This is a genomic window from Streptomyces sp. NPDC046379 (assembly GCF_055587785.1).
Window position 1 is genome coordinate 105694 of sequence record NZ_JBVJFP010000017.1, and the last position, 24153, is coordinate 129846.

The window sequence follows — 24153 nt, forward strand, 5'->3', positions numbered from 1 at the left end:
CGGGTCAGCCCTCCGCCTCGGCGCCGCGCGGCCCGCCCAGCCGCCGCAGCGGCCGCCAGGTGACCGCCGCGAGCAGCAGCAGCGCGGCCCCGCTGACCACGAACGGCGTCCAGATCTCGGTCTGCCCGGCGACCAGGCCGGCACAGACCGCGCCCAGCGGCGCGCCCCCCGTGCCGATCAGCCGGTAGACACCGTTGATGCGGCCGATCACCTCGCGCGGGACCGTCGTCTGGCGGAACGCGACGGTGAGCGCCTGGTACACCACCGCGGCCAGGTTGAGGGCGAAGAAGCCTGCCACTCCGGCCACCGGGTCGTGCACCAGGCCCATGAGCAGACAGGCTGCGCCGAGCGCTATCAGCGCCGTGGACACGACCGGGAACGTCCCGAACCGCTCCCGCAGCCGGGAGGCGGCCAGCCCGCCGACGAGCCCGCCGAGCGCGGCGACAGCGAGGAAGAACCCGTACGCCGTCTTGCCCAGGTCCAGGACCTCCAGGACGTAGAGCACGAGGATCGCGCTGACCCCCGCGAAGAAGAAGTTGAGCCACCCGAGCATCACGGCCAGCAGCATCAGCAGCCGGTCGCCGCGCAGGTAGCGGAATCCGTCCCGGACCATCTCGCCCCAGCCCGGCGACTTGGGGGCCGAGCCGGTTCCGGTGCCGGCGACTGATGTCGCCGCGGACGTCGCGGCGGAGGTGGACAGCGAATGCACGGTCAGCAGGATTACGACACCGATCGCGAACGACGCGGCGTCCAAGAGGAACGGCAGCGCCGCGGATACCGCGAACAGCAGGCCGCCAAGCGGCTGCCCGACGGTGTCCAGGAAGATCAGTTGGACGGCCTGGAGCCGGCCGTTGGCCGACGTCAGCCGTGCCTTGGACACCACCTCCGGCAAGTAGGCCTGCGCGGTGATGCCGAACATTGTTTCGCCGATACCCAGCAGGAAGGCAGCCGCGTAGAGCACGGCCAGACCGGCGGACTCGGTCCAGATCAGCAGGGCGACCAATCCGACGATCACCGCGCGCCCCAGGTCCAGCCACACCATCAGGCTCCGGCGCGGCCAGCGGTCGGCGGCCACCCCGGCCAGCGGCGACAGCAGCATCGGCACGGTGCCGGCCACAGTGACCAGCGCGAGCAGCGTGGGATCGGTGGTGTAGGTGACCGCCAGCAGCGGTAGCGCGGTGGCCCGCAGGCCGTCGCCCAGCGCCGACACGCCCGCCGCCGCGATCAGCCGGTTTGCGCCGCCCCATCCGCGCGTCCGTTCCAGCACGGCAGTGTCCGCAGGCGAGCCCGCCGCGTCGTCCACCTCGCTCACCGCGTCCTCCTCCGCAGTCTCCGGACCGTCACTGGGACCGCATCTGGCCGCATCAGACCTCCCACAGGGTCACGGCCCAGGCCGCCACCTGACTGTTGTTGAGGACCAGCACGAGGTCGCCCCGCGCCAGGTCGCCGCCCGCGAGCAGATCGCGCAGGTTGAGCACCACATCCATGGCCCCGAGGTGGCCGTAGCGACGCAGGTTCTCGCGGCAGACGTCGTGGATGTTCAGGGACAGCAGACTCTCGTAGAAGTCGAAGGCGCCCACCGTGACGTTCTGCATCAGGGTCGCCGCGACCCGGCCGGCGTCGACTCCGGCGTCGACGAGGACCTGGTCGACCAGCCGCTTGAGTCTGTCCCGGCTGTGCAGCGCGAGCTTGAACTGGTACTCGTCGACGTTGTCGCAGACCTCGCGCCACTCGTATGCCGGGCCCGCCTTGTAGTCCACCCGGAACAGGTCGTGGAACTGCCCGTCCATCTCGGCGCGGTGCGCCCGCAACACCGGGCGCTCACCGGGCACGAGCGTCATCGCGCACGCTCCGTCGCCGACGACGGTGACCGGGAACCGGACCCGGTCCGGTCCGGTCGGCCGGCTGGCGTGCGCGATCACCACCGACGATCGGGAGGGGTCGGCGCGCAGCAGGTCGGCGCCCAGTGCCCAGGCCGCACTGGACCCGACACAGCCCAGGCCGTCGACCGTGAAGCCGAAGGCGCGGCGCAGTCCCGCGGCGGCCTGGACGGCGGCGACGTCGGATCCCAGCAGCACGTCCGGCGACCGCGGTGCGGCCAGCACCAGCACGTCCGGGTCGGCACCGGTGTCCGCGACCAGCGTCCGGACCGCCCGGGCGGCCAGGGCCCGGGCCTCCTCATCCAGTACGCCAACGGTCTGGACACCCGTGCGCTCCACGAACTCCCGCTGATGGCTGTCCAGTTGCTCGGCCTCGGCCAGCTCGGCCGGGGTGACGAAGCGGTCAGGCAGCAGAATGCCGATATCGCCGATGCCGATGGGAGTGTTCATCACACGACCTTCCTGCCGAGCGCTACGCCGTCGGCGCGGCGTGGGGAATCTCCGTGCCCGAGGACGTCCGCCAGCACTTCCCGGTACATCCCGCCCTCGGTGCCGGCCAGCCATCGGATGCTGCGGACCAGCGCCGGGCCGTCCACGGCGGAACTCAGTCCGCTTCGGGTCAGCCAGCCCCGCCACGCCTCCGCCTCGACACGGATCAGGTCGCCCGGTTCCTCACTGAAGCCGAACAGCGCGACCGGGGCGAGTACGTCGTCGCCTGCGTCCAGTGCCCGCTCGCGGACCAGCTGCTGCCACCGCGCGGGCGGAAGCGGCACGGTCGGCAGCCCGGCTGCGGACAACGCCGCGAAGAGGCCGCGTATGGACAGCGGCTCGTGGTGGACCAGGTGCTGGGCCCGGCCCACGGCGCCGGGCTCGGTCAGCCCGGCCACGATCGCCTTGGCCACCACGTCCACCGGGGCCGAGTACAGCAGCCGGTCGTCGGCCGGATGCGCGCCCACGGCCAGGCCGGCGACGATCAGCCGCCATGTCATGTCCTTGGGGTTGCAGGCACCGCTGCGCGAGTCGCCGAGGATCAGCCCCGGTCGCCAGATCCGGACCCGCATCCCGTCCCGTTCGGCGCGCTCGGCCAGCCGTTCGCTGACCCATTTGCCGGTGCCGTACCCGCCGGCCCGGTCGGCCAGCGGCTGCGCGCGGGTCTCGGCGATCGGCATGTCGGGGCCGGTGGGCGAGCACGCCGCCAGCGAGGAGACGTAGCCGAAGTCCTGGACTCCGTTCTCCCGGGCCCACCGCAGCAGTTCGGCGGTGGCCACCGCGTTGTCGGCGCGCAATGTCCGGTAGGTCTCGGTGAAGACGACGCTCGCCGCGCAGTGCAGGACCTGGCCGACGGCCCGCCCGAGTTCGCCGTCGGGCCCACTGCCCGCTCTGGTCAGCGCCCGCCGGACGTCGGTCAGGTCGCCGGGCACCATCCGGACCTGCTCCGGGTCCGGTGCGGGCAGGCCGTAGGCGGCGGCTGCGGCTCGGACCCGCTCCCAGGCGTGTGCCTCGTCGCGGGCGCGCACCAGGCAGCGGATGTCGTCGTGGCCTGCGATCTGCGCTTCGTGCAGAAGAAATGCGCCGACGTAACCGGTCGCGCCGGTCAGCAGCACCGCGCGGCGCGGATCCGACCGGGTCGGGCGCGCCGTGCCCAGCGGCAGGTCGAGGTCGGCATCGATCAGTGCACCCTCGGCGTCGGCGGAGCCGTAGGCGGCGGAGCCGAGCCCGCGTGCGCGAAGTACGGAGGCGATGCGGCGCACCGTCGTCCGGGTTCCGCCGACGCGGTGCAGGTTCACCTGGAAGCCGTCGTGGCGCTGCGCGATCTCCAGCGCCATCCGCGTCGCGGTGAGGGAGGTCCCGCCGAGAGCGGAGAACTCGTCCGTCACGCCGACCGGGGCGAAGCCGAACATCTCCTGCCACAGCCCGACCAGAGCGGCTTCGACATCGTCGGCCGCGGGCACGGCGGACGGCAGGTACTCGGGCCGGGTTCCGTCCGCCGCGGCCGGGCCGTCGCCCTCGACGGAACCGCCGGGCACAGTCCCCCCGCCGGCGGCGAAGACGTGTCGGATGCGGTCGAGAGCCCAGAACCGCCGCCTCTGGAACGGATAGGTCGGCAGCGGCACACGCCGGGCACCGGCCACAGTCGGTGTCGACGTCGCCCAGTCGACGTCGACGCCGTCGAGCCACGCGGCGGTCAGGGCCGCGTCGACGAGGCCGGCGATCTCGTCGTCGTCCGCGTCGGTCGCCGACTGGATGACGTGGCAGTGCGCGGCGGCCGCGCCGGGGCCGGCGACGATCACGAACGCGCGCTCGGAAGGCAGCTGCTCGGCGGCCTCGTCCGCGACGGTCACCGGACACCCCAGCGCCCGGGCCACGGCGTCGGCGATCAGCGTCGGCCGGGCGCCGTCGGCGGTCCGGACGACCAGCGCCGAGCGCGGCTCGACCAACGCGGTGCGCGCCGCGGGCGGCCGGGGGACGCGGAGCGCGGCGATCAGTGCCGACCGGTCGCCGCTCACCACCCGGCGATGCTCGAAGTGCCGCCGCCCTACGCGCAGGGTGTGTGCGACGTCCCGGAGCCGGTGCCGACCAGCCGCCAACTCGTCCGCCAGTTCGCGGGACGCCACGTCCAGCGCGGCCCGGGTGCGCGCCGAAAGGATCAGCCGAACCGGAGGCTCGACCGTATCGGCCACGCCTGATGGGTCGGTCCGGACCGCCTCTGGCGCCGGCTCCAGCACCACGGCGACGTTGGTCCCGCCCTGTCCCATCGAATGGACCAGTACGGCCCTGTCGCCGGCGGCGTTCCGCCGGGCCACGGTGTCCAGGACGAACGGGCTTTCGGCCAGCAGGCCCGGATCGCGGGGGGTGCGCAGGTGCGGAAGTGGCGGGATCTCGCCGGTCTGCACGATGTGCAAGGCCTTGATCATGCCGACGATTCCGGCCGCCGAGCCGCAGTGGCCGATGTTCGCCTTGACCGAGCCCAGGCCGCAGAACCCGGTGCGCGCGGTGGTCTGGCGCAGCCCGCGGGTCAGGCCGAGGAGTTCCACCTGGTCGCCCAGCGGCGTGCCGGAGCCGTGCGCCTCGACATAGATCAGGCGGTCGGCCGGGACGTCGGCGGTGTGCAGCGCGGTCGACACCACGTCGGCCACCCCGGCCGGACTGGGCGCCGTGAACCCCGGCCGGTCGGGGCCGTCGTTGTTGACCGCGCTGCCCTTGACGACCGCGAGAACGGGGTCTCCGTCGGCGAGCGCGTCCGCCAGTCGCCGGAGCACCACGACGCCCACCGCCGCGCCGGCTGTGGTGCCGGTCGAGGCTGCGTCGAAGCTGCGGCACTGGCCGTCGTCCGACATGATCCCGGCCGGGTCGCGCCGGTGGCCGTCGGGCGGATGCACCGTCGAGGTGCCGCCGGCCAACGCCAGGTCGCAGTCCCCGGCCAGCAGCGCGTTCACGGCCTGGTGCACCGCGGTCAGCGACGACGAGCACGCCGTCTGGACCGAGATCGCCGGCCCGCGCAGACCGAGGCGGTAGGCGACGATCGCAGGGAGGAAGTCGGGGAGGCTCCCGCGCCGGATGTCCCCGTCGGAGAAGGCCGAGAACCCGGCCTCCCGCGCCCGTGCGAGGTACTGGGCCATCGCGTAGGTGCTGAAACTCGCCCCGGCGTAGACGCCGGTGACCAGCCGTTCGCGGCTGCGACCGGCGTGCCCGGCCGCCTCCAGCGCCTCCCAACAGGCTTCGAGGAACAGTCGCTGCTGAGGATCGGTGACCTCGGCCTCGGCCGGGGTGATGCCGAAGAAGTCGGCCGCGAACAGGTCGTAGCCGGGCAGCGGCGTACCGAACCGGACGTAGTCCGGCGCGGCGATCATGTCCTCGCTCACCCCGGCCGTACGGAGTTCCTCGTCATCGAGTTCCCGGACGGAGACCCGCCCGTCCTGAACGTTCTGCCAGAACGTCGTCGGCAACCAGGCGTCCGGGAACCGGCCCGCGACGCCGGTCACGGCGATGTCGGTTTGTGAAGTCATCGCTCTCGCACCCCGTTGTCTTGACTCGTCCCCGCTTTCGCCCGGCTCCGACGGGCCGCCAGGCCGTCGCGCCGCCCCGTCGGGGCGGGTCGCCCATCATCGAGCCGAAGGTCGCCCCCGGCCAGCAGGGTGGCCTGCGCCCGCACGGTGACGTGCGAGAACAAGTCACCTACGGCCACCTCTCGGGCGCCCAGTGCGCGAAGCCGCTCCAGGAGCGCGATCAGCAGCAGCGAGTTGCCACCGGCCTCGAAGAACGGCTGGTCGAGCCCGACATCCGGCCGGTCGAGCAGTGCACACCAGATGGCACGGATCTTTTGGTCCAGACCGGATTCGCCGGCGGCCGGGCCGGATGCCCCGGGCGGAACAGAGGCCTGATGCCCCACCCCTGGCGCCGCGCCCGGTTCGCCGTTCAGCAGGGCCCGCAGAGCCGCCCGGTCCGCTTTGCCGGTGCGGGCCAGTGGGATCGCCGGGACGGGAACCAGGAGTTCGGGAACCAGGTGGGCGGGCTGTGCCGAGCGCAGCCGGTCGAGCACGTGCCGGCCGGCTGCGGCGTCGAACCCGCCGCCCGCCCCGCCCTCGTTTCCCCCGCCGTCCATCACGGCGAAGGCGACGAGCCGGCCCTTGTGGGCGAACACTTCGGCCTGACGCACCTCGGGCAGGGCCAGCAACGCGGCGCGGACCTCGCCCAACTCGACCCTGAATCCCCGGATCTTGACCTGGTCGTCCATGCGTCCGTGCAAACGGATGGTGCCATCCGCCGACCGGACCGCCACGTCGCCGGTCCGGTACATGGGCCCGGCCCCGGGGTCGGCGGCCAGGAGGCGGTAGGCGCGCGCCGTCTCGGCGGGGCGGCGCAGGTAGCCGGCCGTCACCTGTGGGCCGCCGATCCAGAGCATCCCGGCTTCGCCGTCCGGCAGCGGGCGCAGGTCCTCGTCCAGGACCAGGACCCTGACGTCCGGCAGCGGCCGGCCCACCGGCGGCGTCCCGGGGACCCCCGCATCCAGCGCGTGGGTCACGGCGCCGATCGTGGTCTCGGTCGGGCCGTAGTGGTTGATCGTCAGCGTGCCCGGCGGGCGCGCCGCGGCAAGCTCCCCGACCAGAGCGGCGGTGATCGGCTCGCCGCCGAGCACCAGCACGTCGACATCGCGCAGCGCGGCGCCGAACGGGGTGCCGAGCAGCCGCGCCGCGTGCGACGGCGTGAGCTTGACGACCTCGATCCGGTGCCGGCGGATCAGCTCGGCCAGCAGACGGCCGTCGAGGCACTCGGCGTCGTCGGCGATGACCGTGGACCCGCCGGTGGCGACCGGGGCGAGTACAACGGTGCCGGAGAAGTCGGTGTCGGCGGTGCTGGCCAGCAGGTGCCGGGTGCCGACCAGGCCCGGGTACGTCCCGTGCAGGGCCGCGATGTACGAGGTCAGATTGCCGTGGGTGACCACGACGCCCTTGGGATTGCCGGTGGTGCCGGAGGTGAACAGGACCGCGGCCGGATCCGTCCCGGTGACCGGTGGCGGCGCGGTCGCCGGCCCGCTCAGGCCGGTGATGTCGATGGTCGCCAGGTCGTCGACGGCGGCGCGAGCCCCGTCGACGACGAGGACCACACGGGCTCGCACCTCCCGGGCGATGTACTCCAGCCGGGGCGGCGGGACGTCGGCGGAGACCGGCGTGTACGCGGCCCCGGCGCGCAGCACGCCCAGCCAGCCGGCCACCATTCCGGGGCCGCGGGCGGCCACGACCGGTACCACGTCGCCGGGACCGATGCCGGCCGCCCGCAGCCGCGTGGCCACGCCCCAGGCCCAGGCGTCGAGTTCGGCGCGGGTGAGCTCGGTGTCGCGGTGGATCAGCACCGTGCCGTCCGGGGCGCCGGGCAGCGCACCGAGCGCCACCGGCAGGGCCGGTCCGGTCTCGGGAAGCCCGAGCCCGGCGGCCGGGTCGGTGACCAGGTCGGTCAGCGCGCGGCCGAGGTCTGCGGCGATCCGGGCGCCGGTGGAGGCGTCGAACAGCGCGGTCACGTAGCCCAGAGCGAGGTCCAGCCCGGCGCCGGTGGTCTGGGCGTCGACGACGAGCTCGTACTTGGCCCGCGCGAACCCGGTGGGCAGCCAGCGGGCCACGACGTCGGCACCGAGGTCCATCGGCGGCAGGGCGCCGTCGGACAGGGAGATCTCGACCGGGGTCAGCGGCGGCCGGCTCAGGTCCCGCTCCGGTTGGAGCCGGGCCACCACGTCGTCGAACGGCACGTCGGCATGCCGGTACGCGGTCAGCGCCGCGATCCGAACACGGGCCAGGACGTCGGTCCAGGTCTGCGCGCCCCGCAGGTCCGCCCTGATGACCAGGGTGTTGACCAGCATCCCGATGACCTCGGCGCGGTCCGCGTCCTCCCGGCCGGCCCACGGCGAGGTGAGGAGGAAATCGCGTTGTCCGGAGCGGCGGGCCAGGGCGACCGCCACGGCCGCCGCCAGCACCATGAACACGCTCACGTCGTGGTCGGCGGCGAAGTCCGCGATCCGGGCCGCCACCGCGGCGTCCAGCGGCACCGGACAGGAGCAGGCGGCGGTGTCGGCGGTCTGCGGCCGCAGTCGGTCGTGCGGCAGCAGCACGTCGGTCGGCGCGCCGCGCAGCGACGCGACCAGGTCGTCGGTGCGCTCCTGGGTCGTCGTCGGCAGCGCCGGCAGCCGTGTGGGGGGCAGCGCCGCGTCCGGCGCGCCGGATCGACGGGCCCGGTACGTCGAGGCGATCTCGCCGAGCAGCAAGCGAAGCGACACCCCGTCCACGGCGATGTGGTGCGCGCACAGCACCAGGAGCACCCGCGTGCCGTGGGTGATCACCTCGGCCCGCACCGGAGCCTGGTTTTGGAGGTCGAATGGGTTGCCGCACAGGGCGTCGATGTGAGCGGCGAGCGCCGCGTCGTCCAGGCCTGCGGCATCGAGGCGGCCGACCTCGGGCGGGGGCCCGAGCCGGCCTTCGACACCGCGGCCGTCGGCGGCCAGACGGAAGCGGGCGCGCAGCATGGGATGCCGTTCCAGCACCCTCCGCACCACCGAGCACACCGTCTTTGGGTCCACCGGTCCGGTCAGCTCCAGCACACCGGGAATCAGATAGGCGGTCCGATAGGAGGGAACTTGGTTGAGGATCCAGAGCCGCCGCTGGGCGCTGTCGGCCGGGAACGTGTCACCGGCTCCGTCGGAGTGTCCGGCGTCCGAGGAAGCGATTAGGGACGATGTGGTGGTTCTCGACGCCGCGGCTTGCGGTGACGAGGACGCCGCAGCGGCCAGCGCCTTGGCGAACCCGCCGACCGTCGGGTCGGCGAGGAAGTCGCGCAGCGCCAGAGCGGGGTGGTCCGGGGTCTGAGCTTCGGTGATCATCCGTGCAGCGAGCATCGACGTGCCGCCGAGGGCGAAGAAGTCGGCGTCCGCCGCCAAGTCGGCGGTCTCCTCGTCCCGGCCCAGGGCTCGGGCGAAGAGACGCACGGACAGAGCGTGGTCGGCGGAGCGGGCCGCCGGGTCGGGACCGTTCTCATCCGCCGCGGCAGCCAGCTCCTGCCACGGGGCCGAGCGCAGCGCAGCGACGTCGAGCTTCCCGTGCGCGGAGCGGGGCATGGTCGCGACGACCCGGACCGACGTGGGGACGACGGCCGCGGGCAGCCAGCGGCGCAGGGCGGTGCGGACGTGCCCAGCGGTCGGCGGGGCGGACTCGTCGACTTCGACATAGCCGACGAGCCGGTCACGGTCGGCCTCGCGACCGGCGAGCACCGCCGCGCTTCGCACGCCCGGTACCGCCTCCAGGAGCGCTTGGACCTCGCCGAGTTCGACGCGGTTCCCGTTCACCTTGACCTGCTGGTCGGCCCGGCCACGGTATTCGAGGCCGCCGTCCGGCCGCAGGACCGCCAGGTCGCGCGAGGCGAACATGCGGGCGCCTGGGATCTGGGACCAGGGGTCGGGGAGAAAGCGCCGCGCTGTCAGGGAGGGACTGCCGAAGTATCCGCCGGCGACCCCGGCGCCGGCGATGTAGAGCTCGCCGACGGCTCCGTCCGGCACCGGTTCCAGGTTCGGGCCGAGCAGGTAGACCCGGGTGTTCGGGACCGGCGTCCCGATGCCGGGCAGCTCCGGATCCGTCTCCGGGTCGGCGGTGTGCGTCGTGGTGATCGCCGGGGCCTCGGTGACGCCCCAGACGTTGGTGACCCGGCAGCCGAGCTTGGCGCGAACCTCGCGTACCCGGCCGCCGGTGAGCACCTCGCCGCCCATGACGACGTGCCGCACCCGGCCGGTGCCGGGGGCGACCTCGGCCAGCGCGGCGTGCACGGCACTGGGGGTCCCGAAGAGCGCACTCACACCGGGCTCGGCGGTCAGCAGTGGAGCCAACAGCGCCGGGTCGCGGCGCTGCGCGTCGGTCGCCAGTATCAGGTCCGTGCCGGACACCAGCGCCGCGGCGATGTCGGCGTTGCCGGCGTCGAAGGACACGGAGGCAGCCGACAGGACGCGGTCGCCGCGCTCGAACGGGAACAGCCAGCACCAGCGCAGCGCCGCCTGGAGCAGCGTGCCGTGATCGATGACCACGCCCTTGGGCCGGCCGGTGCTGCCGGAGGTGTAGAGGACGCACGCCGGGTCGCTCTCGGTCAGCTCGGGACCGGCGGCCGACGCGCCGGCCGGTCCGGTGTCCGCGGCGGGATCCAGGCCCACGGACGGAACCGGCGTCGGCAGATCGTCGATGCTGAGCACTGCCACGCTGGAGTCGAACGCTGCCGTCGGCGCACCCGGAGATGCGTCGACCAGCGCCACCCGCGCCTTGCTGTCGGCGGCCAGGTAGGCGACGCGCTCGTCCGGCAGGTCGACGTCGATCGGCAGGTAGGCGGCCCCGGCGCGCAGCACGCCGAGCCAGCCGGCGACCATGGCGGCGCCCCGGCCGGACGCGACAGGCACGATGTCGCCGCGGCCGACGCCGACGCCTCGCAGAGCGTCGGCGACCTCCCAGGCCCAGGCGTCGATCCGGCTGTAGGGCGTGAAACGGCCGCCGCAGGTGACGCCCGCGGTCGCCGGGGCGGTCGCCAACTGCGCGACGACCAGGTCGAGGAGTTGTGTGCGGGAGTCCGGTGCGCCCGGCGTCACAGATCCGTCCCGCCGCCGGCCGGATCCAGGGGCACACCGAACAGCCGGCGGGTGGCGCCCACCGACGCGGCCACCTTCTCGTAGGCGTTCTCCGGGTCGGCGAACGGGCCGACCACCACCGCGACCAGAGCGTCGTCGGACTGCCGGGCGTTGCTCACTTCGGCGGCGAAGGCCGCCATGTCGCTCACCCCGGTGCCGGGCGGCAGGTGTTCGTGCCAGCGGCCGTTGGAGTCGGAGAAGTTGACGGTGTCCAGTCGGCCCTTCAGGAGCCTGATTCCACTCGGGTGGACCGCGCGGACCACGAGGTGGGAGGTGTCGACGTTCGCCGACAGTACCGGCGAGGCCACATCGTCCAGCAGCTGCACCAAGGAGTACGTGTCGTTGACGTACGCGTTCTCCAGCGCTTCCGGCTCAACGCTCACCATGATCGAGTGCTGCTCCGCGTAGTCGCACAGACGGCGCAGGTTCTCGACGACCAGCTGCCACTGCAGCTCGTTCGACCAGTTGCCCTTCCAGATCCACTCGCCCAGCAGGACCTTCACCCGGCGCGCGCCGACGCCCCGGGCGAAGTCCACCTGGGCCTTGGCCCATTCCAGGTTGAAGGCGCGGACCGCGTCGCGGGGGTCGGCCAGCCCGAAGGCGGGACAGGCGACCAGGTTGATCGGGATGCCGGCCTTGTCGGCGTCGTCGCGCAGCTGGTGGATCCTCTCCGCGGGGAGGTCGTACGCCTCCACGACGACGCTGAGCCACTCCGCGCCGGCCTCCGCAGCCGCGCGCCACGCGTCGACGCCGGTGTACGGCGAGCCCAGGTACGCCTGGTCGACGACCAGGCCCACGCTGGCCTTCCAGGGCTCGGCAATCACCTGGGGGGTTGTCTCGGCACTCTGGTCGGCGGTCTGCTCGGTCATCCGCGTCCTTCCTTCCCCGTGGCCGCCACGCGGCTACGGACCATGGTCACGAGATCCATCTGCGGCCCGATCAACGTTCCCTGTGATCCGCCGCCGGGGCGGGGAGACAGCGGCAGCCGGGACACCGGGACGCCCGGGTCGGCCAGGGCGGCAGCCAACAGGGTTGTGAAGTCGTCATGCAGCGCCGCGACCGTCTGCCGCGGATAGACGGCCGGGTCGAACTCGATCACCCCGGTCGGCCGGCCGCCGCCCGCGGCCACCAGCACGGTGAGGTCGAACGCCGCCTTGCCGAGCGGAGGGACGGGCAACTCTCGCCATGGGCCCACGGATTCGGTCGGCCCGGCCGGCAGCACGCTGAACGCGAGCTGCGTCAGCGGCCGGCCGGCACGGCTCACCGAAAGGCCCCGGACCAGGCGGTCGAACGGCGTCGCCTGGCACCGCATGCCCTCGGTGAACTCCTGGCGGACCACGCCGCAGAGCTCCGCGAAACTCGCGGACGCCCGGACGCGGCAGCGCAGCGGCACCGTATTGAGGAAGTAGCCGACGGTCCGGTCCAGCTCGGCGCCGGAGCGCTGGGTCAACGTGGTGCCGATCAGGAACCGCTCCTGACCGGACCAGCGCCGTACAGTCTCCTGGAAGGCCGCAAACGCCAGGAGGAACGGCGTCGCCCGCAGCTCCCGGGCCCGTCGCGGCAACAGTTCCCGGACGCTCTGAGGGAACATCAGGTCGAGCAGCCCGCGCTCGCTGTCCGGTCCGGCCTGCGCGGCGTCGCCGGGCGGCGCCGCGCCGAGCCGCAGCTGGTACGGGTAACCGCGCAGGTCCGCGATCCGCTGCGATTCCGTCAGGCGCGCCCGATCGGTGCCGAGCGCTTCCCTCTCCCAGGCCGCGAAGTCCGCGAACTGGAGCGGGACCTCGGGAAGCCGGACGTCGGTCCCGGCTTCGACGGCGTCGTAGGCCGTGGCCAGGTCCTCGACCAGAATCGCCAGGGACCACTGGTCGATGGCGATGTGGTGGACGCAGAGCAGTACCGCGTCGCCGGAGGCCAGTCCTTGCCATACGACACAGCGGAGCGGCGACGCGTCCTCCAGATCGAAGGCCGCGGCGGACCGGGCGCGGGCGTCGCGTACCACGAAGCTCTCGGCATCAGGGCGGTCTCGCACGTCGACCACCTCGACGTCGATCGGGCCGGGATCCCCGATCCGCTGTACCGGCCCGCCGTCCCGCACGGGGAAGGTGGTGCGGAGCATCTCGTGACGCACCGCGACCGCGGTCAGGGCGGCACGGAGGGTGCCGACGTCAATACCCCGCGGTCTCTGTAACAGCGTGGGTATGTGATAGGTCGTCGCCTCCGGATCGGCGGCCCGCAGGAACCACAGCGACTCCTGGGCCGACGACAGCGGCGCCGTCCTGGCCGCGCGACGCGTCGGCACCGGCCCGAACTCGCCCCTCACCGTACGGCGTCGGTCGGGTCGAGGAGGCTTCGGCTCAGGTCTCTGAGACTGTCCGCGAAAAGAATCTCCGCGGGGTTCAACAGGACGTCGGACATCAGCGCCTTGCGCAGCCGACTCGCCGCCTGCAGCGCCAGGATGGAGGTGCCGCCGAGGTCGAGGAAGTTGTCCTCGGGCCTCACCTGCGGGAGGTGGAGCACACTGGCCACGACCTCGCACAGGAGGGCGCAGAGTTCTGATTCCGGCTCGACGGAGTCTGTCGCGACGTCGGCGTCCGCGTCGACCGGGGCGGCGCTGCCGCTCGCGCCGTTCGCGACGTCGGCCGCGGTCGCGGACTCCGCCAGGCCGGCCAGCAGCCCGGTCCGGTCCACCTTCCCGTTGGAGCTGATCGGAAGCGTGGGGAAAAGCTGCCACCGGTGGGGGACCATGTACTCGGGCAGGGCCTGACGCAAAGCCCTGATGAGACCGGCGACCGGATCGGTGGGATCGGCCTCGGCGGTGGGGGCCGCGAAGCCCACCAGGTGCGCCTCCGGTCCCTCGCCCACCCGCTCCACCACCACGGCTGCCACGAGACCGGTGCGCAGCGCGGCCGCCTCGACCTCGCCCAGTTCCACCCGGAAGCCGCGCACCTTGACCTGGCGGTCCACGCGGCCCACGAAGTCGAAGGTGCCGTCCGGGAGCAGCCGACCCAGGTCACCGGTCCGGTAGATCCTCTCGCCGTCCGGCAGGACGACGAAGCGCTCCGCCGTCGGCCCGGGCAGGCCGAGGTAGCCCAGTGCGACCTGGGGCCCGCCGATGCAGATCTCGCCGACCTCGCCGGACGGCACCGGTCGCAGGTCCGCGTCGCGCAGCGACAGTGTCGTCGACTGGACCGCCTTGCCGATCGGGACCCGACGAGCGTCGCGCAGCTCCTCGCCTCGGCACACGTGCGAACTGGCGAAGGTGGCCGTCTCAGTCGGGCCGTAGACGTGTACGAGCTCGCGCGGCGGTTCGGCCGCGCAGATCGCACGCAGTGCGCCCGGGTCTACGACGTCGCCGCCGAAAAGCACCGTCCGCACCGAGGCGAAGGCGCCGGGATTCTCCAGGACGATCATCTCCAGCAGCGCCGTGGTCAGGAACAGCATGTCGATCCGCTCCCCGGCCAGCACCGCGGCCCAGTCCGCGATCGGGACGTCGACGGCGTCCGGCAGGATCACCACGGTCCCGCCGCCGGCCAGTGTGGTCCAGACCTCGAAAAGGATGATGTCGAACGCCGGGTTTCCCAGGCACGCGACCCGCAGGCCCGGTTGTAAGCGTACGTAGGTGGGTGCGGTGGCAAAGCGCTCGACGGCACGGTGCGGAATCATGACGCCCTTCGGCCGGCCCGTCGAGCCCGAGGTGAAGCCGATGTAGAAGACGGATTCCGCATCGGAGGCGGGATCCGGGAGCGGGGTGCCCGGGTCCCGGTCGGGCAGCCCGGTGACAACGCGTGTCCGTGTCGGCGGCAGAGCGGGCAACGGATTCGGCGCGGCCAGGATCACGGCGGGTTCGGCGTCCGCCAGGATGCCGTCCACCCGCTCGGGCGGGGCCATCGGGTCCAGCGGGATGTAGGCGGCCCCGGCACGGATCACGCCGAGCACCGCGACCACGAAATCGACCGAGCGCCCCAGGGCCAGCGCGACGCGGTCGCCGGCACCGATCCCGCGGCCGGCCAGCTCGGCGGCGAGCCACCCGGACCGCTCCCAGAGTTCGGCATAGCTGAGCGCCGCGCCCGCGGTGTCACAGACCGCCAAGGCGTCCGGGTGGGCAGCCACCCGCTCCTGGATCAGAGTACGGATTCCACGCGGAGACCAGAGATTTCCGGACAGGTCAGAAGCATAATCAGAAGTCATCGTTACCACTCCCCGTTACCACTTCCCGCGCTGTGGGCCGGCTCCGGCAACGCTGAGCAGCCCTCTGAGCGCGTCGAGGTTCAGTGATTCATCGCGAGGATCCTGATCCGACATCCTCCGTGAAGACGACGAGGTCGAATTCGCGGTTGTTGTCCATCCGACTGCCTCGCCTCCTCACCTGAGTCGCGTGGTTCACGATCATGCTCGCCCCGGCCGGGCGGCACCAGGCAACTCGGGCGGCAACTCGGCTGGCCGGAAGGCCGAAGGCCCGCCCGCGCCGCGTCGAACTTGCCTGTCAGTTGCCGTGTTCGTGTCTGGTCCACGCAATCCGGCACCGGACATCATCGAGCCGTATGGGGAACGAATCGCCGCTGAGGCGGCTGGTCTTCTCCAGCTCCTGCTCGAGGAATCGTGGCATCACGTCCGCAATCCCGGTCCGTGCGTTCCCGCGCCGGTTCTCGCGGAGGCGTGCTCACGGCTCCGTCCTGACGTGCTCGTCCTCGGGACCGTCAACGGTCACGGGACGGAGGACGCGTTGGCAGCCATCGAGCATCTGCGGGCGCCGGGCGCGCCAGTCGGGATGGCTGTCGTCATCGGCGGCGAGCTCAGTACCTCCGGCCGAGGACGACAGGATGTCGAGCGCCTTCTGTCCGCCGGGTTCGACGCGGTGTTCTCCGACAACCCGAGGGTGATCAGGGAATTCACCTCCGCCTTCTGCGCGCTGGTCGGCGGGAAGTCGTGATGGCCCGCGCCGGCCAGCCGTCCGCCCCGCCTTCATTCGGCGCGTACGTCGCGGCTGCACACGCCGCCGGTCGGCTCGTGGTCCAGCGGGACGCCCGCCGGGCCGGGCCAAGGGCAGACGCGCCGGCGCCGCAGGCGCGGCCGTGGCGGAGGTCGACCGGACGGTCGTCAAGCAGCGCCCGTGGCCGAACCGTCAAGCATCTTGAGACCCCACACGCCATATGATCTCTCATGTGATCAACATCACACAGGGATCCTCGGTTGTTGATTACGGAATGAAGTCATCCCTGACAGGAGAGTGTCGAGGGGGTGGCGGGCTGGCGCCAAACTTTGCTAATGCCCAGCGATCAAGGTTCGGCCAAGGGTTGACGCCTGGGTTGCAGACGGGAAGCCTTGGTAGCACGGTTGTTCGTCATCACTTCATTGAGGGTGGCGCGCCGGGGGCCTGTGAGTACTTCTGATTCTCGATGCTGGATGGATTGCTGCGCGAGTTGGTGTGTGCTCGATCTCAGGATTTGGGGCCGAAGGTCTGAATGATGGGACATGGCAATACCCTCGGGGGACTGCTTGCCCGGCAACGTATGGATGCGGGTTGGTCCCAGGAGGAACTTGCTGATCGCTCGGGAGTGAGTGTACGAACTGTCAGGAACATCGAGACCGGTGCGGTGCAGTCGCCCCGGAATTCGTCGCTGTCGCTCGTGGTGGCGGCTTTCCAGGCGGCGGGTCGCTTTGAGGCGGAGTATGTGCTTCGGGATTTCACCGATAGGAACGGGATAGAGATATCTGTAGCCCTGCCCGGTCGGTCGGCAGGGGTGTCGGCGTCGAACGGCGTGCGCGCCGGAGACGATCACGACTCGTTGGTTGGGCGGAAGAACGACATCTCCCGCATGTGCGAAAGTCTGCATCGAGACCGGTGGACCACCTTGGTCGGGCCTGGGGGAGTCGGCAAGACGAAGTTGGCGTTCGCCGTCGCGGACCGTTCACGAAGTCAGTTCGCAGGAGGCGTATCGGTCGTCGACCTCGGAGAGAAGTCCGAGGACCACGACGAGACGGCTATCTGGCGCGCGGTCTGCGAGGCTCTGCTGAGCGAGGGATCGCCGGGCGACGATTCCGAAGCGATGCGGCGGCTGGTGGTCATCGACAACATCGAGCATCTGCAGACGCCTGCGGTCCGGGCGTGCCAGCGGCTACTGGCGGAGTTCCCTGATTTATGGATCTTGATCACTTCTCGACATGCCGTGGCCGCAGCCGGGGTCAAGACCGTGGAGGTTCGACCGCTGTCCCCGGTCGATGCCGAGCGGCTGTTCCTCCACCGCGCGCAGGCCGCATGCCCGGACCTGGACCTGACCGGCCGCGGGTCCGCTGTCACGGAGATCTGCCGCAAGCTGGACGGACTGCCGTTCGCGCTGGAGGTGGCGGCGCTGCGGCTGCGCTCGTTATCGATCGACACATTACTCGAGGCACCGGTTCGCCAGATCGTCGCCCAACCGAGCGTTGCCGGCCTTCCCCATCAGCGAACCCTCGTCGAGAGCGTCACCTGGAGCTACGGGATGCTCGGGGAGGAGCAGCGCCGCCTTCTGCACTGGCTGTCGGCGTTCCTCGAAGCCTTCACGGTCAGGGATCTCCTCGGTCGCCCGGACCGGGAGGCCGTCGCCGACGACTTCCCGCATCTGTTCGACCTCGTCTCCGATCTCGTCGATCGATCCATGCTCCAGGTCTGCCGCGGAGCGGAGTACCGCTACTCCATGCTGGGGCACATCCGTGAAGTGATCGGCATTCTCCAGTGATCGGACGCGGCCCCGTCCGGGCGCGACGCCGCCATCACCCGTCGTCCGGCCAGTGGCTGCGCGGATGGACCACCGGGCGACGGCGAGCGCGATGCCGGCACTCTGTCCTCGCTCGGCGATGACCGGGTGGATGCCGCGCCGCCACCGCGGACGCCGGTACGTGTCATGGTCGTAGCCGCAGTCGGCCAGGAGGGCGTCGGGTCGGCGCCGGGCCCGACCGACGAGTCCGGCCACGGCCGGAACCTTGCCCAGCAGGGGTGGCGCGCCGCCCTCCGGCACGCGACCGCGCCGGCCAAACAGGCCGTCATCACGCCGGCCGCGCTCAGCCTGCTCTACCCATCCGATGGCATCGACGGGTACCACCGTGAAGCCTTCCTCGACGACCGCACCACCGAAGCCGAAGCAGTATCTGGACGGCGAGGTCGGGGATCCGGGAGCGGACGGTGGGCAGCCGGAGCATGCGGCATGCCTGGTCGACGGCGGTGGTGGCGGCCTGCTCGTCGAGTCTTCGCCGACGGACGTCTGCCTCGCCGTGCTCCCTGCCTGGCTGGCGTCAGTCCCGGTGGACCGTCCGGTCCAGTTCCCTGCGCAGGTCGGCATCGATGCCCGCTCTGCTCCAGTACCAGCGGCACAGTCGGGGCGCCTGGCCGCTGGTCGCCTCGTACCAGGTGAACGAGGCGGGGTGGGCGGTGTGGGCGTGGGCGCCCAGGACGTTGAACTCGGAGAAGCCCCGGGGGCGCTGTCCCATGACGTAGCGGTCGAGGGGCAGGCCGTGGCGTTCGACGCACAGGGCCCGCAGTTCGGGGTAGATCCAGCGCGGGTACGTGAACGGGGGCTGCTGCATGAAGTCGTGGGTGACGGGCTGGCCGAGGAAGGTCTCGGTGGGAGCGAGCCAGGGCCGGTGACGGCCGAGGTCGCTGACCGGGCGGCGGGCGATCCAGGGGCGGCCGTCGGCGAACAGGGCCGCCGGGGTGACGGGGCGGGTGAAGATGACGTCCGAGTCGACGTGGCAGATGAATTCCGACGCGGTGAAGTCGTCCGCGTACAGTTTGGTGACCTGCTGTCCCAGGTAGTCGTCGCGGTAGTCCGGGCAGACTTCGAGGCGGACGTCGCCGCTCACGGCGCGGCGTACGGCGGATGATCCGGTGCGCGGGGTGACGACAACGACTTCGGTGAAGCCCCGGCACCACGTCCGGATGGCGGTCAGCGCGTAGTGCAACCAGGCGACATCCCGGTGGTAGGTGCGGATCAGCAGCGTCGTACGGCGGTTAAGGTCGCCCGTGTGGTCGAGGCCGTACCCGCGTTCTGGTGCCGGGCGCCCAGCCAGGGCAATGTCGGTGACCGGCTCACTCCTTGGCTGATCCGGCGGATCTGCGGCGTCCCCGCGCGCTGGGTCGCACCGGGTTGGCCGGGGCGCAAGCATTTCGTCACGGGGAGCGTCATCAGCCTGGCGGGGCCGGGTGCCCTCGTGTGGGGAGCGGGTGTGATGGACGCCGGTGAGGTGGTCGATCCGCGGGCGGAGCTGATCGGCGTCCGCGGGCCGCTCACGCGTGAGGCCGCACTGCGCTCGGGTGCCGTCTGCCCGCCCGTGTACGGTGATCCCGCCCTGCTCGTGCCGCGTTTCCTTCCCTGTGCGGGGGGTTCGCGGGGCGGGCCTGTCGCACTGGTGCCGCACTTCTCGGACAAGGCACGCGCTCTGGCGGGAGTTCCGGACGGCTGGCGGTTCGTCGATGTGCAGCAGCCGGTGGAGGACGTCGTCGACCGGCTGTCGGGAGCCTCTCTGGTCGCTTCGTCCAGTCTGCACGGCATCATCCTGAGCCACGCGTACGGCATCCCGGCCGTGTGGATCACCTACGGGCCGCTTCCCGCGGGGGATGACAGCAAGTTCCACGACTACTTCCTCTCCGTCGGTGTGCCCGTCCCACCGCCATGCCCCGTGGGCCGTTTCGGTGCGGGGCTGGTTCCGGCCCGTCTCGCGGATTTCGCGACCCTGCCCGTCGAGCTGCCCGACCTCGATCTGCTCCTGGAGAGATGTCCGTTCCGGTGAACGACCACGGATTGCGCCGTGTCCTGGAAGGCATCCGGGACGCCAACTACCACCGCCCCGGTATCCGGTGCATGCGGCTGATGACCGCGGACGCGGCCACGGTCGCGGGCCTGTTGAGGGAGGTGGCTCGTCTTCGTGCCGGGCAGCGCCCGTCTCGTGCCGGGGCGGTCGGGCATGTGACCCGGTGGGCAGGGCCCACGGGGCGGGTCGAGCAGTTCAGTCTGCTCAACGCCTCGGGGCGGGCCGACGACTTCTCCCGCGACCATGATCTGTCCTGTTTCGGCAAACGCTTCCATCACGGGGAGCGGCTGCCGGTGCTGGCTTCCTTGATCGGTTCGCTTCCCCACCTGGTGAACTTCCGGGTCAACGTGCTGGGGCAAGGGGCCGCGCTGGCCCCGCACGAGGAGCACAGCGTGGTGCATTCGCGGGACGGCCAGGTGGGTGTGCGGGCCCGCTTCCATCTGCCGCTCGTGACGCATCCTGCGGCGGTGGTGGTCCTCGACGGTGAGGTGCACCACCTGGCGGCGGGGGCGGTCTACCTGGTCAACCACGGCTGTGTGCACGCCGCGGAGAACGGTGGGGCGGGTGAGCGGATTCATCTGGTGTGGGACATGCTCATGACGGCGGACGCCTGTGCGGCGATGTTCGGGCAGGGGCCGCCCCCGGCCGGCTTCACGCGTGCCCCGGCCGTCGCCGAACCGGTCGGCCGGCGTGCAGTCAGGCGGTGGGAGCGCATCGCTCCCGGTGTCCGCGAGGCCGAGGCCCGTCACATCGGGTTCCTGGACGTCCAGTAGCCGTCAGTACAGGGTTCCGCGGAACTCCGCGGGGACGTAGTGGAAGAGCAGTGAGGTGTGGGTGCTGCCGTCGGGCAGTGGTGGACGCCAGTGCGGTACCCGGGTTCCTCTGAACAGCACCGCCTCACCGGGCTGCTGGATGACCGAGACGCGGCCCTGCGGGGTGTCCAGCAACAGGGGCCAGCCTCCGTCGATGCCGGGACCCGACTCCCCGAGCAGCAGCGAGACGGTGTACTCGCACTGTTCGCGGTCGGTGTGCCGGTCGAGGACGGCACCGCCCCGGTAGGCGGAGACGTAGGAGTAGGACGGCCGTACGGGCCGTCCGGCAAGCCGGCTGACGAGGTCGCGGAACTGGTGGTGGAAGAAGCGGGAGAGTGATTCGTTGTGCCATCCGTAGCGTCCGCGCACCTGGGCGTCGCCCAGCGGCCGGGCGCCGGTGGAGATGAGCCGCTCGTAGTAGTCGAGGAGCGTGGTGCGGTGCGCGGGGTGGATGGCCCGGCCGATGCGGCACATGTCCGTGTGCGCGAAGTCCTCGGCGGCTCGGGACAGGGTGGAGTCGGCCGCTGCCCGCGTTCGGGCGCGGTGACCGGCCGGGCCCAGCGCCCCGGCCGCTGTCATGGCGGTCCTGAGCCGGTCGGGGAAGGCGGCCGGGAGGGGCTGCCCGGGTTCGAGGTCGCGCAGCAGCCACAGGTCCTCCGGGCGGACCCAGAACGGTGTCAGGGCGCCGGTGCGGGCGTCCTGCGTCCACAGGATCGGGCAGCCGGGCAGGAACCGGTCTCTGAACCGGGCGCGGCGGGTGAGGCCCAGCGGGATGGTGACGCCCGTCTGGAGCACGGCTGTCGGGTCGACCCGGGCAGTGTCGCACTCGTGCTCGGACGGGGAAGCGCCTTCAGCTTGGCCGGTGTCGTTCGGGAGGGCTTCTTGGCCGGTGTCGTTCGGGAGGGCTTCTTGGCCGGTGTCGTTCGGGAGGGCTTCGCTCAGCCAGCAGGCGTAGGCGGGCGGGCGGCGGGGCGGGGGCTGGGGAGGGGGCATGGGGGCGCGTCCGTTCTCGGGTGGGTGCCGGATCTGCTGGACGGCGTCGAGCGCTGCCGGGTCGAAGCCGGGAGTGCGGCGCCACTTGCCGGGGCGCGGCGGGCTGATGGTGCTGGCGGACAGCGGCAGGTCCCAGGCGTGGCGGGCGGGGGGCAGCCCGAGCGCCGCCTCCAGTCGGCGGATCGTCCTGGCGGGGGCGGCGCACAGTTCGGCGTAGTCGACGTCCAGCCAGCGCTCCGGCGGCAGCAGCGCCCGGGCGTGATGGGCCGCCTCCACGGCGGCGCCCCACTGCCGGACCGCGACGCGTGACAGGTCGTCGTCTCGCCATGCCTGCCAGCCCGGTGGCAGGAGCAGATGCCATGCGCGGCGGGGCCAGCCGGGCAGGTCCGGGATGTTGACGAACGCGGGATGGGTCCAGGCTCGCACCATGCTGGCCACGGTGTCGCGGGCGTCGCGATGCAGGTGGATGACCGTGGCGTCCGGGAACAGCCGGAGCAGGAACGGCAGGCGCAGGGTGTTCTCCGGTGTCTTCTCCAGCAGCCTCGGGCTGGGGAGGCGGGCGGCTGGCGGAGCGGGCCGGCGCGGTGCGGTGGTGTCCCGCAGGCCGGCCATGAACCCCGCCCGCACGGCTGCCCCGTGCTGGTCGGCGTCTTCGGCGCCCAGCGCGTGGGAGGCGTAGTGGCGGGCAGCGGGATGGAGTTGCGGCACCCCCTCGATCACGCCCTCGCTCTCGCTGCCTGTCGTGCACAGGCCGGGATGGCGGGCCAGGGCGTCGAACAGGGCGGTGCTGCCCGAGCGGGGCGGCGCGATGATGAGGACGGGCGCGGTGAGATCGGCCGCCGGGACCGCGCGGACGCGTCCTGTGCGGGGGGAACCGAACGGGCTGAGCGCGGTGTCGGTGCCCGCGTCGAAGGCCGCGGCGGCCGCCTCTGTCGCGAAGAGGTAGCGCACGCGCAGGCCGTGGGCGTCGGGTGTCACCGCACGGGCGAGCAGGTGCGGCGACGTGGGAAAGGGGGCGTGATGCACCAGGCGCGCCGCCTGCCGGGCGCGTGCGGGTGCCAACGCGGCGTGGACGCAGACGGTCCAGGCCACGTCGGCGTGCTCGGGCGCTCCTGGTGTCGGGGGCCGGGGGTCGCTCACTGCCGGTGGATCCATCCGGTGACGCTGAATCGGCTGTCGGGGAAGGCCTTGCTCGGCACCCGGACCGGGAGGACTTCGTGGTCGTGGCGGCTGGGGAAGAACACCGCCAGGTTGGCTCGGGGCACGATCGTCTGGCTGCGGTCGGTGGGCACGATCTGCCCGTTCTCGGTGACCGTCTCGAAGATGCGCAGCTCCCCGCCGGAGAACCGGCGGGGCTCGGGCGAGAAGAAGTAGACGAAGGTGAGCTCTCGCGTGTCCCCGTCGTCGCTGTCGCGGTGCATGCCGAAGAAGTCTCGGTCGCCGTTGGCCGCCAGCTGCAGTTCGATGCGGCCCAGCGGGAAGGCGGGATGGTTCAGACGGGCGCGGACGGTTTCCAGGTGCTCCTTGATGCGTTCGGTGAACAGCCGCTCGAAGTGCGCGAGGTCGTCGAGGATCAGCGTGCTGCGGACCCGCTCGTCGACCACCGCGGTGTTCGTGCCGCGCGGCTGGATGGCGGCGGGCGTGAAGTCGTCCTTCCTGCGCAGCGCGTACGCCAGCAGGTCGCTGTGTTCCGCTTCGGTGAGGAACTCCCTGACGCCCTGAGCCACCTCGGCGATCGTGCCCCTCTCGAAGCGTCCGGTGCCGGTGGGGACGCCGGCCGGTTTGCTGTAGTGGCCGCCGCGGACCAGACGGGCGATCTCGGAGGGGATCGAGACCCGGTCCACGACCCACTCGGCCCGCGAGGCGAGGTAGACGGTGCTGTGGAACGCGGCGTTAGTTTCGAACGCCGTGTCGTCGAGGGCGCCCGCGAGGACGTCGATGGTGTCCAGGTCGGCCAGGCCGAGGCTGGCCAGCAGTTCGCCGACCGGGGCGCGGTAGGTGAGGTAGCGGGCGGCCTCGGTGAGGAAGACGTCCTCGGTGCATTCGAAGCCGACACGGCGCAGTACGAGGTCGGCCAGCCGGGAGTCCTCGCCGAGGAGGTAGTGCACCTCCGCGGTGGGGTCGACCGACAGGGCCTCGAGGGCCTCCTTGTAGAGGGCCGCGATCAGGCCCACGTTCGTCAGGTCCTCGTCGGCCACCTGTACCGGGCTCAGTCCCCAGCAGCCGTCCGCCACGAGGTGGGTCTGGAGGACGGCGACGATATTGCGGGCTCCCAGTCCCCACGGCGGCCACGGCCTGTCGCGGACGGCGGCGAAGATCTGCGAGTCGCCGTCGCAGAAGAGGGGCACCACGACCTCGTCCATGAGGTGGTGCGCTCCCATGCGGCGGAAGAACACGTGCAGGGCGGCTTTGGCGGTGTCGCTGAGTTCGTCGAAGATCTCGATCCGCGTGCCGCCGTTGAGATCCGAGAAGAAGTCGCGTCTGATGGGCTGGGTCATGGCTCTCCTGCTGGTGCCGTTGTGCTGAGTGAAGGTGCCGT

The 24153-nt window shown here is 71.9% G+C and carries 14 protein-coding genes and 1 pseudogene; 4 read left to right on the top strand and 11 right to left on the bottom strand.

Annotation, left to right across the window (positions count from 1 at the left end; genetic code table 11):
* Positions 1-4: 4 nt before the first annotated feature.
* From ACZ6KF_RS27070 to ACZ6KF_RS27100, 7 genes are read right to left on the bottom strand one after another with little or no spacing between them, the layout of a single operon-like run.
* Positions 5-1312, bottom strand: coding sequence for an MFS transporter (locus ACZ6KF_RS27070; RefSeq protein ID WP_469240749.1), 1308 nt, complete (start codon positions 1310-1312; stop codon positions 5-7).
* Between the two features lie 52 nt (positions 1313-1364).
* Positions 1365-2330, bottom strand: a complete 966-nt coding sequence (locus ACZ6KF_RS27075) for a beta-ketoacyl-[acyl-carrier-protein] synthase family protein (protein ID WP_356634861.1) — start codon at positions 2328-2330, stop codon at positions 1365-1367.
* Positions 2330-5887, bottom strand: a complete 3558-nt coding sequence (locus tag ACZ6KF_RS27080; protein WP_469240751.1) for a beta-ketoacyl synthase N-terminal-like domain-containing protein — start codon at positions 5885-5887, stop codon at positions 2330-2332. The genes ACZ6KF_RS27075 and ACZ6KF_RS27080 overlap by 1 nt, the downstream gene beginning before the upstream one ends.
* Positions 5884-10986: an amino acid adenylation domain-containing protein gene (locus ACZ6KF_RS27085; protein ID WP_469240753.1), complete on the bottom strand. Its 5103-nt coding sequence runs from the start codon at positions 10984-10986 to the stop codon at positions 5884-5886. Before ACZ6KF_RS27085 ends, ACZ6KF_RS27080 begins: the two co-directional genes overlap by 4 nt.
* Positions 10983-11894, bottom strand: a complete 912-nt coding sequence (locus ACZ6KF_RS27090; RefSeq protein ID WP_356634855.1) for a sugar phosphate isomerase/epimerase family protein — start codon at positions 11892-11894, stop codon at positions 10983-10985. Before ACZ6KF_RS27090 ends, ACZ6KF_RS27085 begins: the two co-directional genes overlap by 4 nt.
* Positions 11891-13324, bottom strand: coding sequence for a condensation domain-containing protein (locus tag ACZ6KF_RS27095; protein ID WP_469240755.1), 1434 nt, complete (start codon positions 13322-13324; stop codon positions 11891-11893). The genes ACZ6KF_RS27090 and ACZ6KF_RS27095 overlap by 4 nt, the downstream gene beginning before the upstream one ends.
* A gap of 17 nt (positions 13325-13341) precedes the next feature.
* A complete protein-coding gene (locus ACZ6KF_RS27100; protein WP_469240758.1) occupies positions 13342-15135 on the bottom strand; it encodes a non-ribosomal peptide synthetase in 1794 nt (597 codons plus the stop codon).
* Between the two features lie 613 nt (positions 15136-15748).
* Here ACZ6KF_RS27100 and ACZ6KF_RS27105 point away from each other — a divergent pair.
* Complete coding sequence (locus tag ACZ6KF_RS27105; RefSeq protein WP_469240760.1) at positions 15749-15955, top strand: hypothetical protein; 207 nt, start codon at positions 15749-15751, stop codon at positions 15953-15955.
* Positions 15956-16490: 535 nt separating this feature from the next.
* A complete protein-coding gene (locus ACZ6KF_RS27110) occupies positions 16491-17741 on the top strand; it encodes an ATP-binding protein (RefSeq protein WP_469240797.1) in 1251 nt (416 codons plus the stop codon).
* A gap of 415 nt (positions 17742-18156) precedes the next feature.
* Here ACZ6KF_RS27110 and ACZ6KF_RS27115 read toward each other — a convergent pair.
* A pseudogene (locus ACZ6KF_RS27115) lies at positions 18157-18258 on the bottom strand (IS21-like element helper ATPase IstB); the annotation flags it as partial.
* A gap of 36 nt (positions 18259-18294) precedes the next feature.
* Positions 18295-18861 (bottom strand): DUF6492 family protein, encoded by a 567-nt coding sequence (locus ACZ6KF_RS27120; protein ID WP_469240762.1) that lies wholly within the window; start codon positions 18859-18861, stop codon positions 18295-18297.
* A 162-nt stretch (positions 18862-19023) separates the two neighbouring features.
* Between ACZ6KF_RS27120 and ACZ6KF_RS27125 the strand changes: the two genes are divergently transcribed.
* Positions 19024-19788: a polysaccharide pyruvyl transferase family protein gene (locus tag ACZ6KF_RS27125; RefSeq protein ID WP_356634843.1), complete on the top strand. Its 765-nt coding sequence runs from the start codon at positions 19024-19026 to the stop codon at positions 19786-19788.
* Entirely contained in the window at positions 19773-20582 is an 810-nt protein-coding gene (locus tag ACZ6KF_RS27130) for an aspartyl/asparaginyl beta-hydroxylase domain-containing protein (protein ID WP_469240764.1), read from the top strand. The genes ACZ6KF_RS27125 and ACZ6KF_RS27130 overlap by 16 nt, the downstream gene beginning before the upstream one ends.
* 3 nt (positions 20583-20585) lie before the next feature.
* Here ACZ6KF_RS27130 and ACZ6KF_RS27135 read toward each other — a convergent pair whose 3' ends face one another.
* Together ACZ6KF_RS27135 and ACZ6KF_RS27140 are read right to left on the bottom strand one after the other, a co-directional pair.
* Positions 20586-22769, bottom strand: a complete 2184-nt coding sequence (locus ACZ6KF_RS27135) for a sulfotransferase family protein (RefSeq protein WP_469240766.1) — start codon at positions 22767-22769, stop codon at positions 20586-20588.
* Positions 22751-24112 (bottom strand): 2OG-Fe(II) oxygenase, encoded by a 1362-nt coding sequence (locus ACZ6KF_RS27140; protein WP_469240768.1) that lies wholly within the window; start codon positions 24110-24112, stop codon positions 22751-22753. Before ACZ6KF_RS27140 ends, ACZ6KF_RS27135 begins: the two co-directional genes overlap by 19 nt.
* Positions 24113-24153 lie beyond the last annotated feature (41 nt).

Excerpts from the sequence above, each read along its gene's own strand:
- ACZ6KF_RS27075 (WP_356634861.1), bottom strand. The coding sequence starts at position 2,330 with ATGAACACTCCCATCGGCATCGGCGATATCGGCATTCTGCTGCCTGAC.
- ACZ6KF_RS27080 (WP_469240751.1), bottom strand. The coding sequence starts at position 5,887 with ATGACTTCACAAACCGACATCGCCGTGACCGGCGTCGCGGGCCGGTTC.
- ACZ6KF_RS27090 (WP_356634855.1), bottom strand. The coding sequence starts at position 11,894 with ATGACCGAGCAGACCGCCGACCAGAGTGCCGAGACAACCCCCCAGGTG.
- ACZ6KF_RS27110 (WP_469240797.1), top strand. The coding sequence starts at position 16,491 with ATGGGACATGGCAATACCCTCGGGGGACTGCTTGCCCGGCAACGTATG.
- ACZ6KF_RS27130 (WP_469240764.1), top strand. The coding sequence starts at position 19,773 with ATGTCCGTTCCGGTGAACGACCACGGATTGCGCCGTGTCCTGGAAGGC.
- ACZ6KF_RS27135 (WP_469240766.1), bottom strand. The coding sequence starts at position 22,769 with ATGGATCCACCGGCAGTGAGCGACCCCCGGCCCCCGACACCAGGAGCG.
- ACZ6KF_RS27140 (WP_469240768.1), bottom strand. The coding sequence starts at position 24,112 with ATGACCCAGCCCATCAGACGCGACTTCTTCTCGGATCTCAACGGCGGC.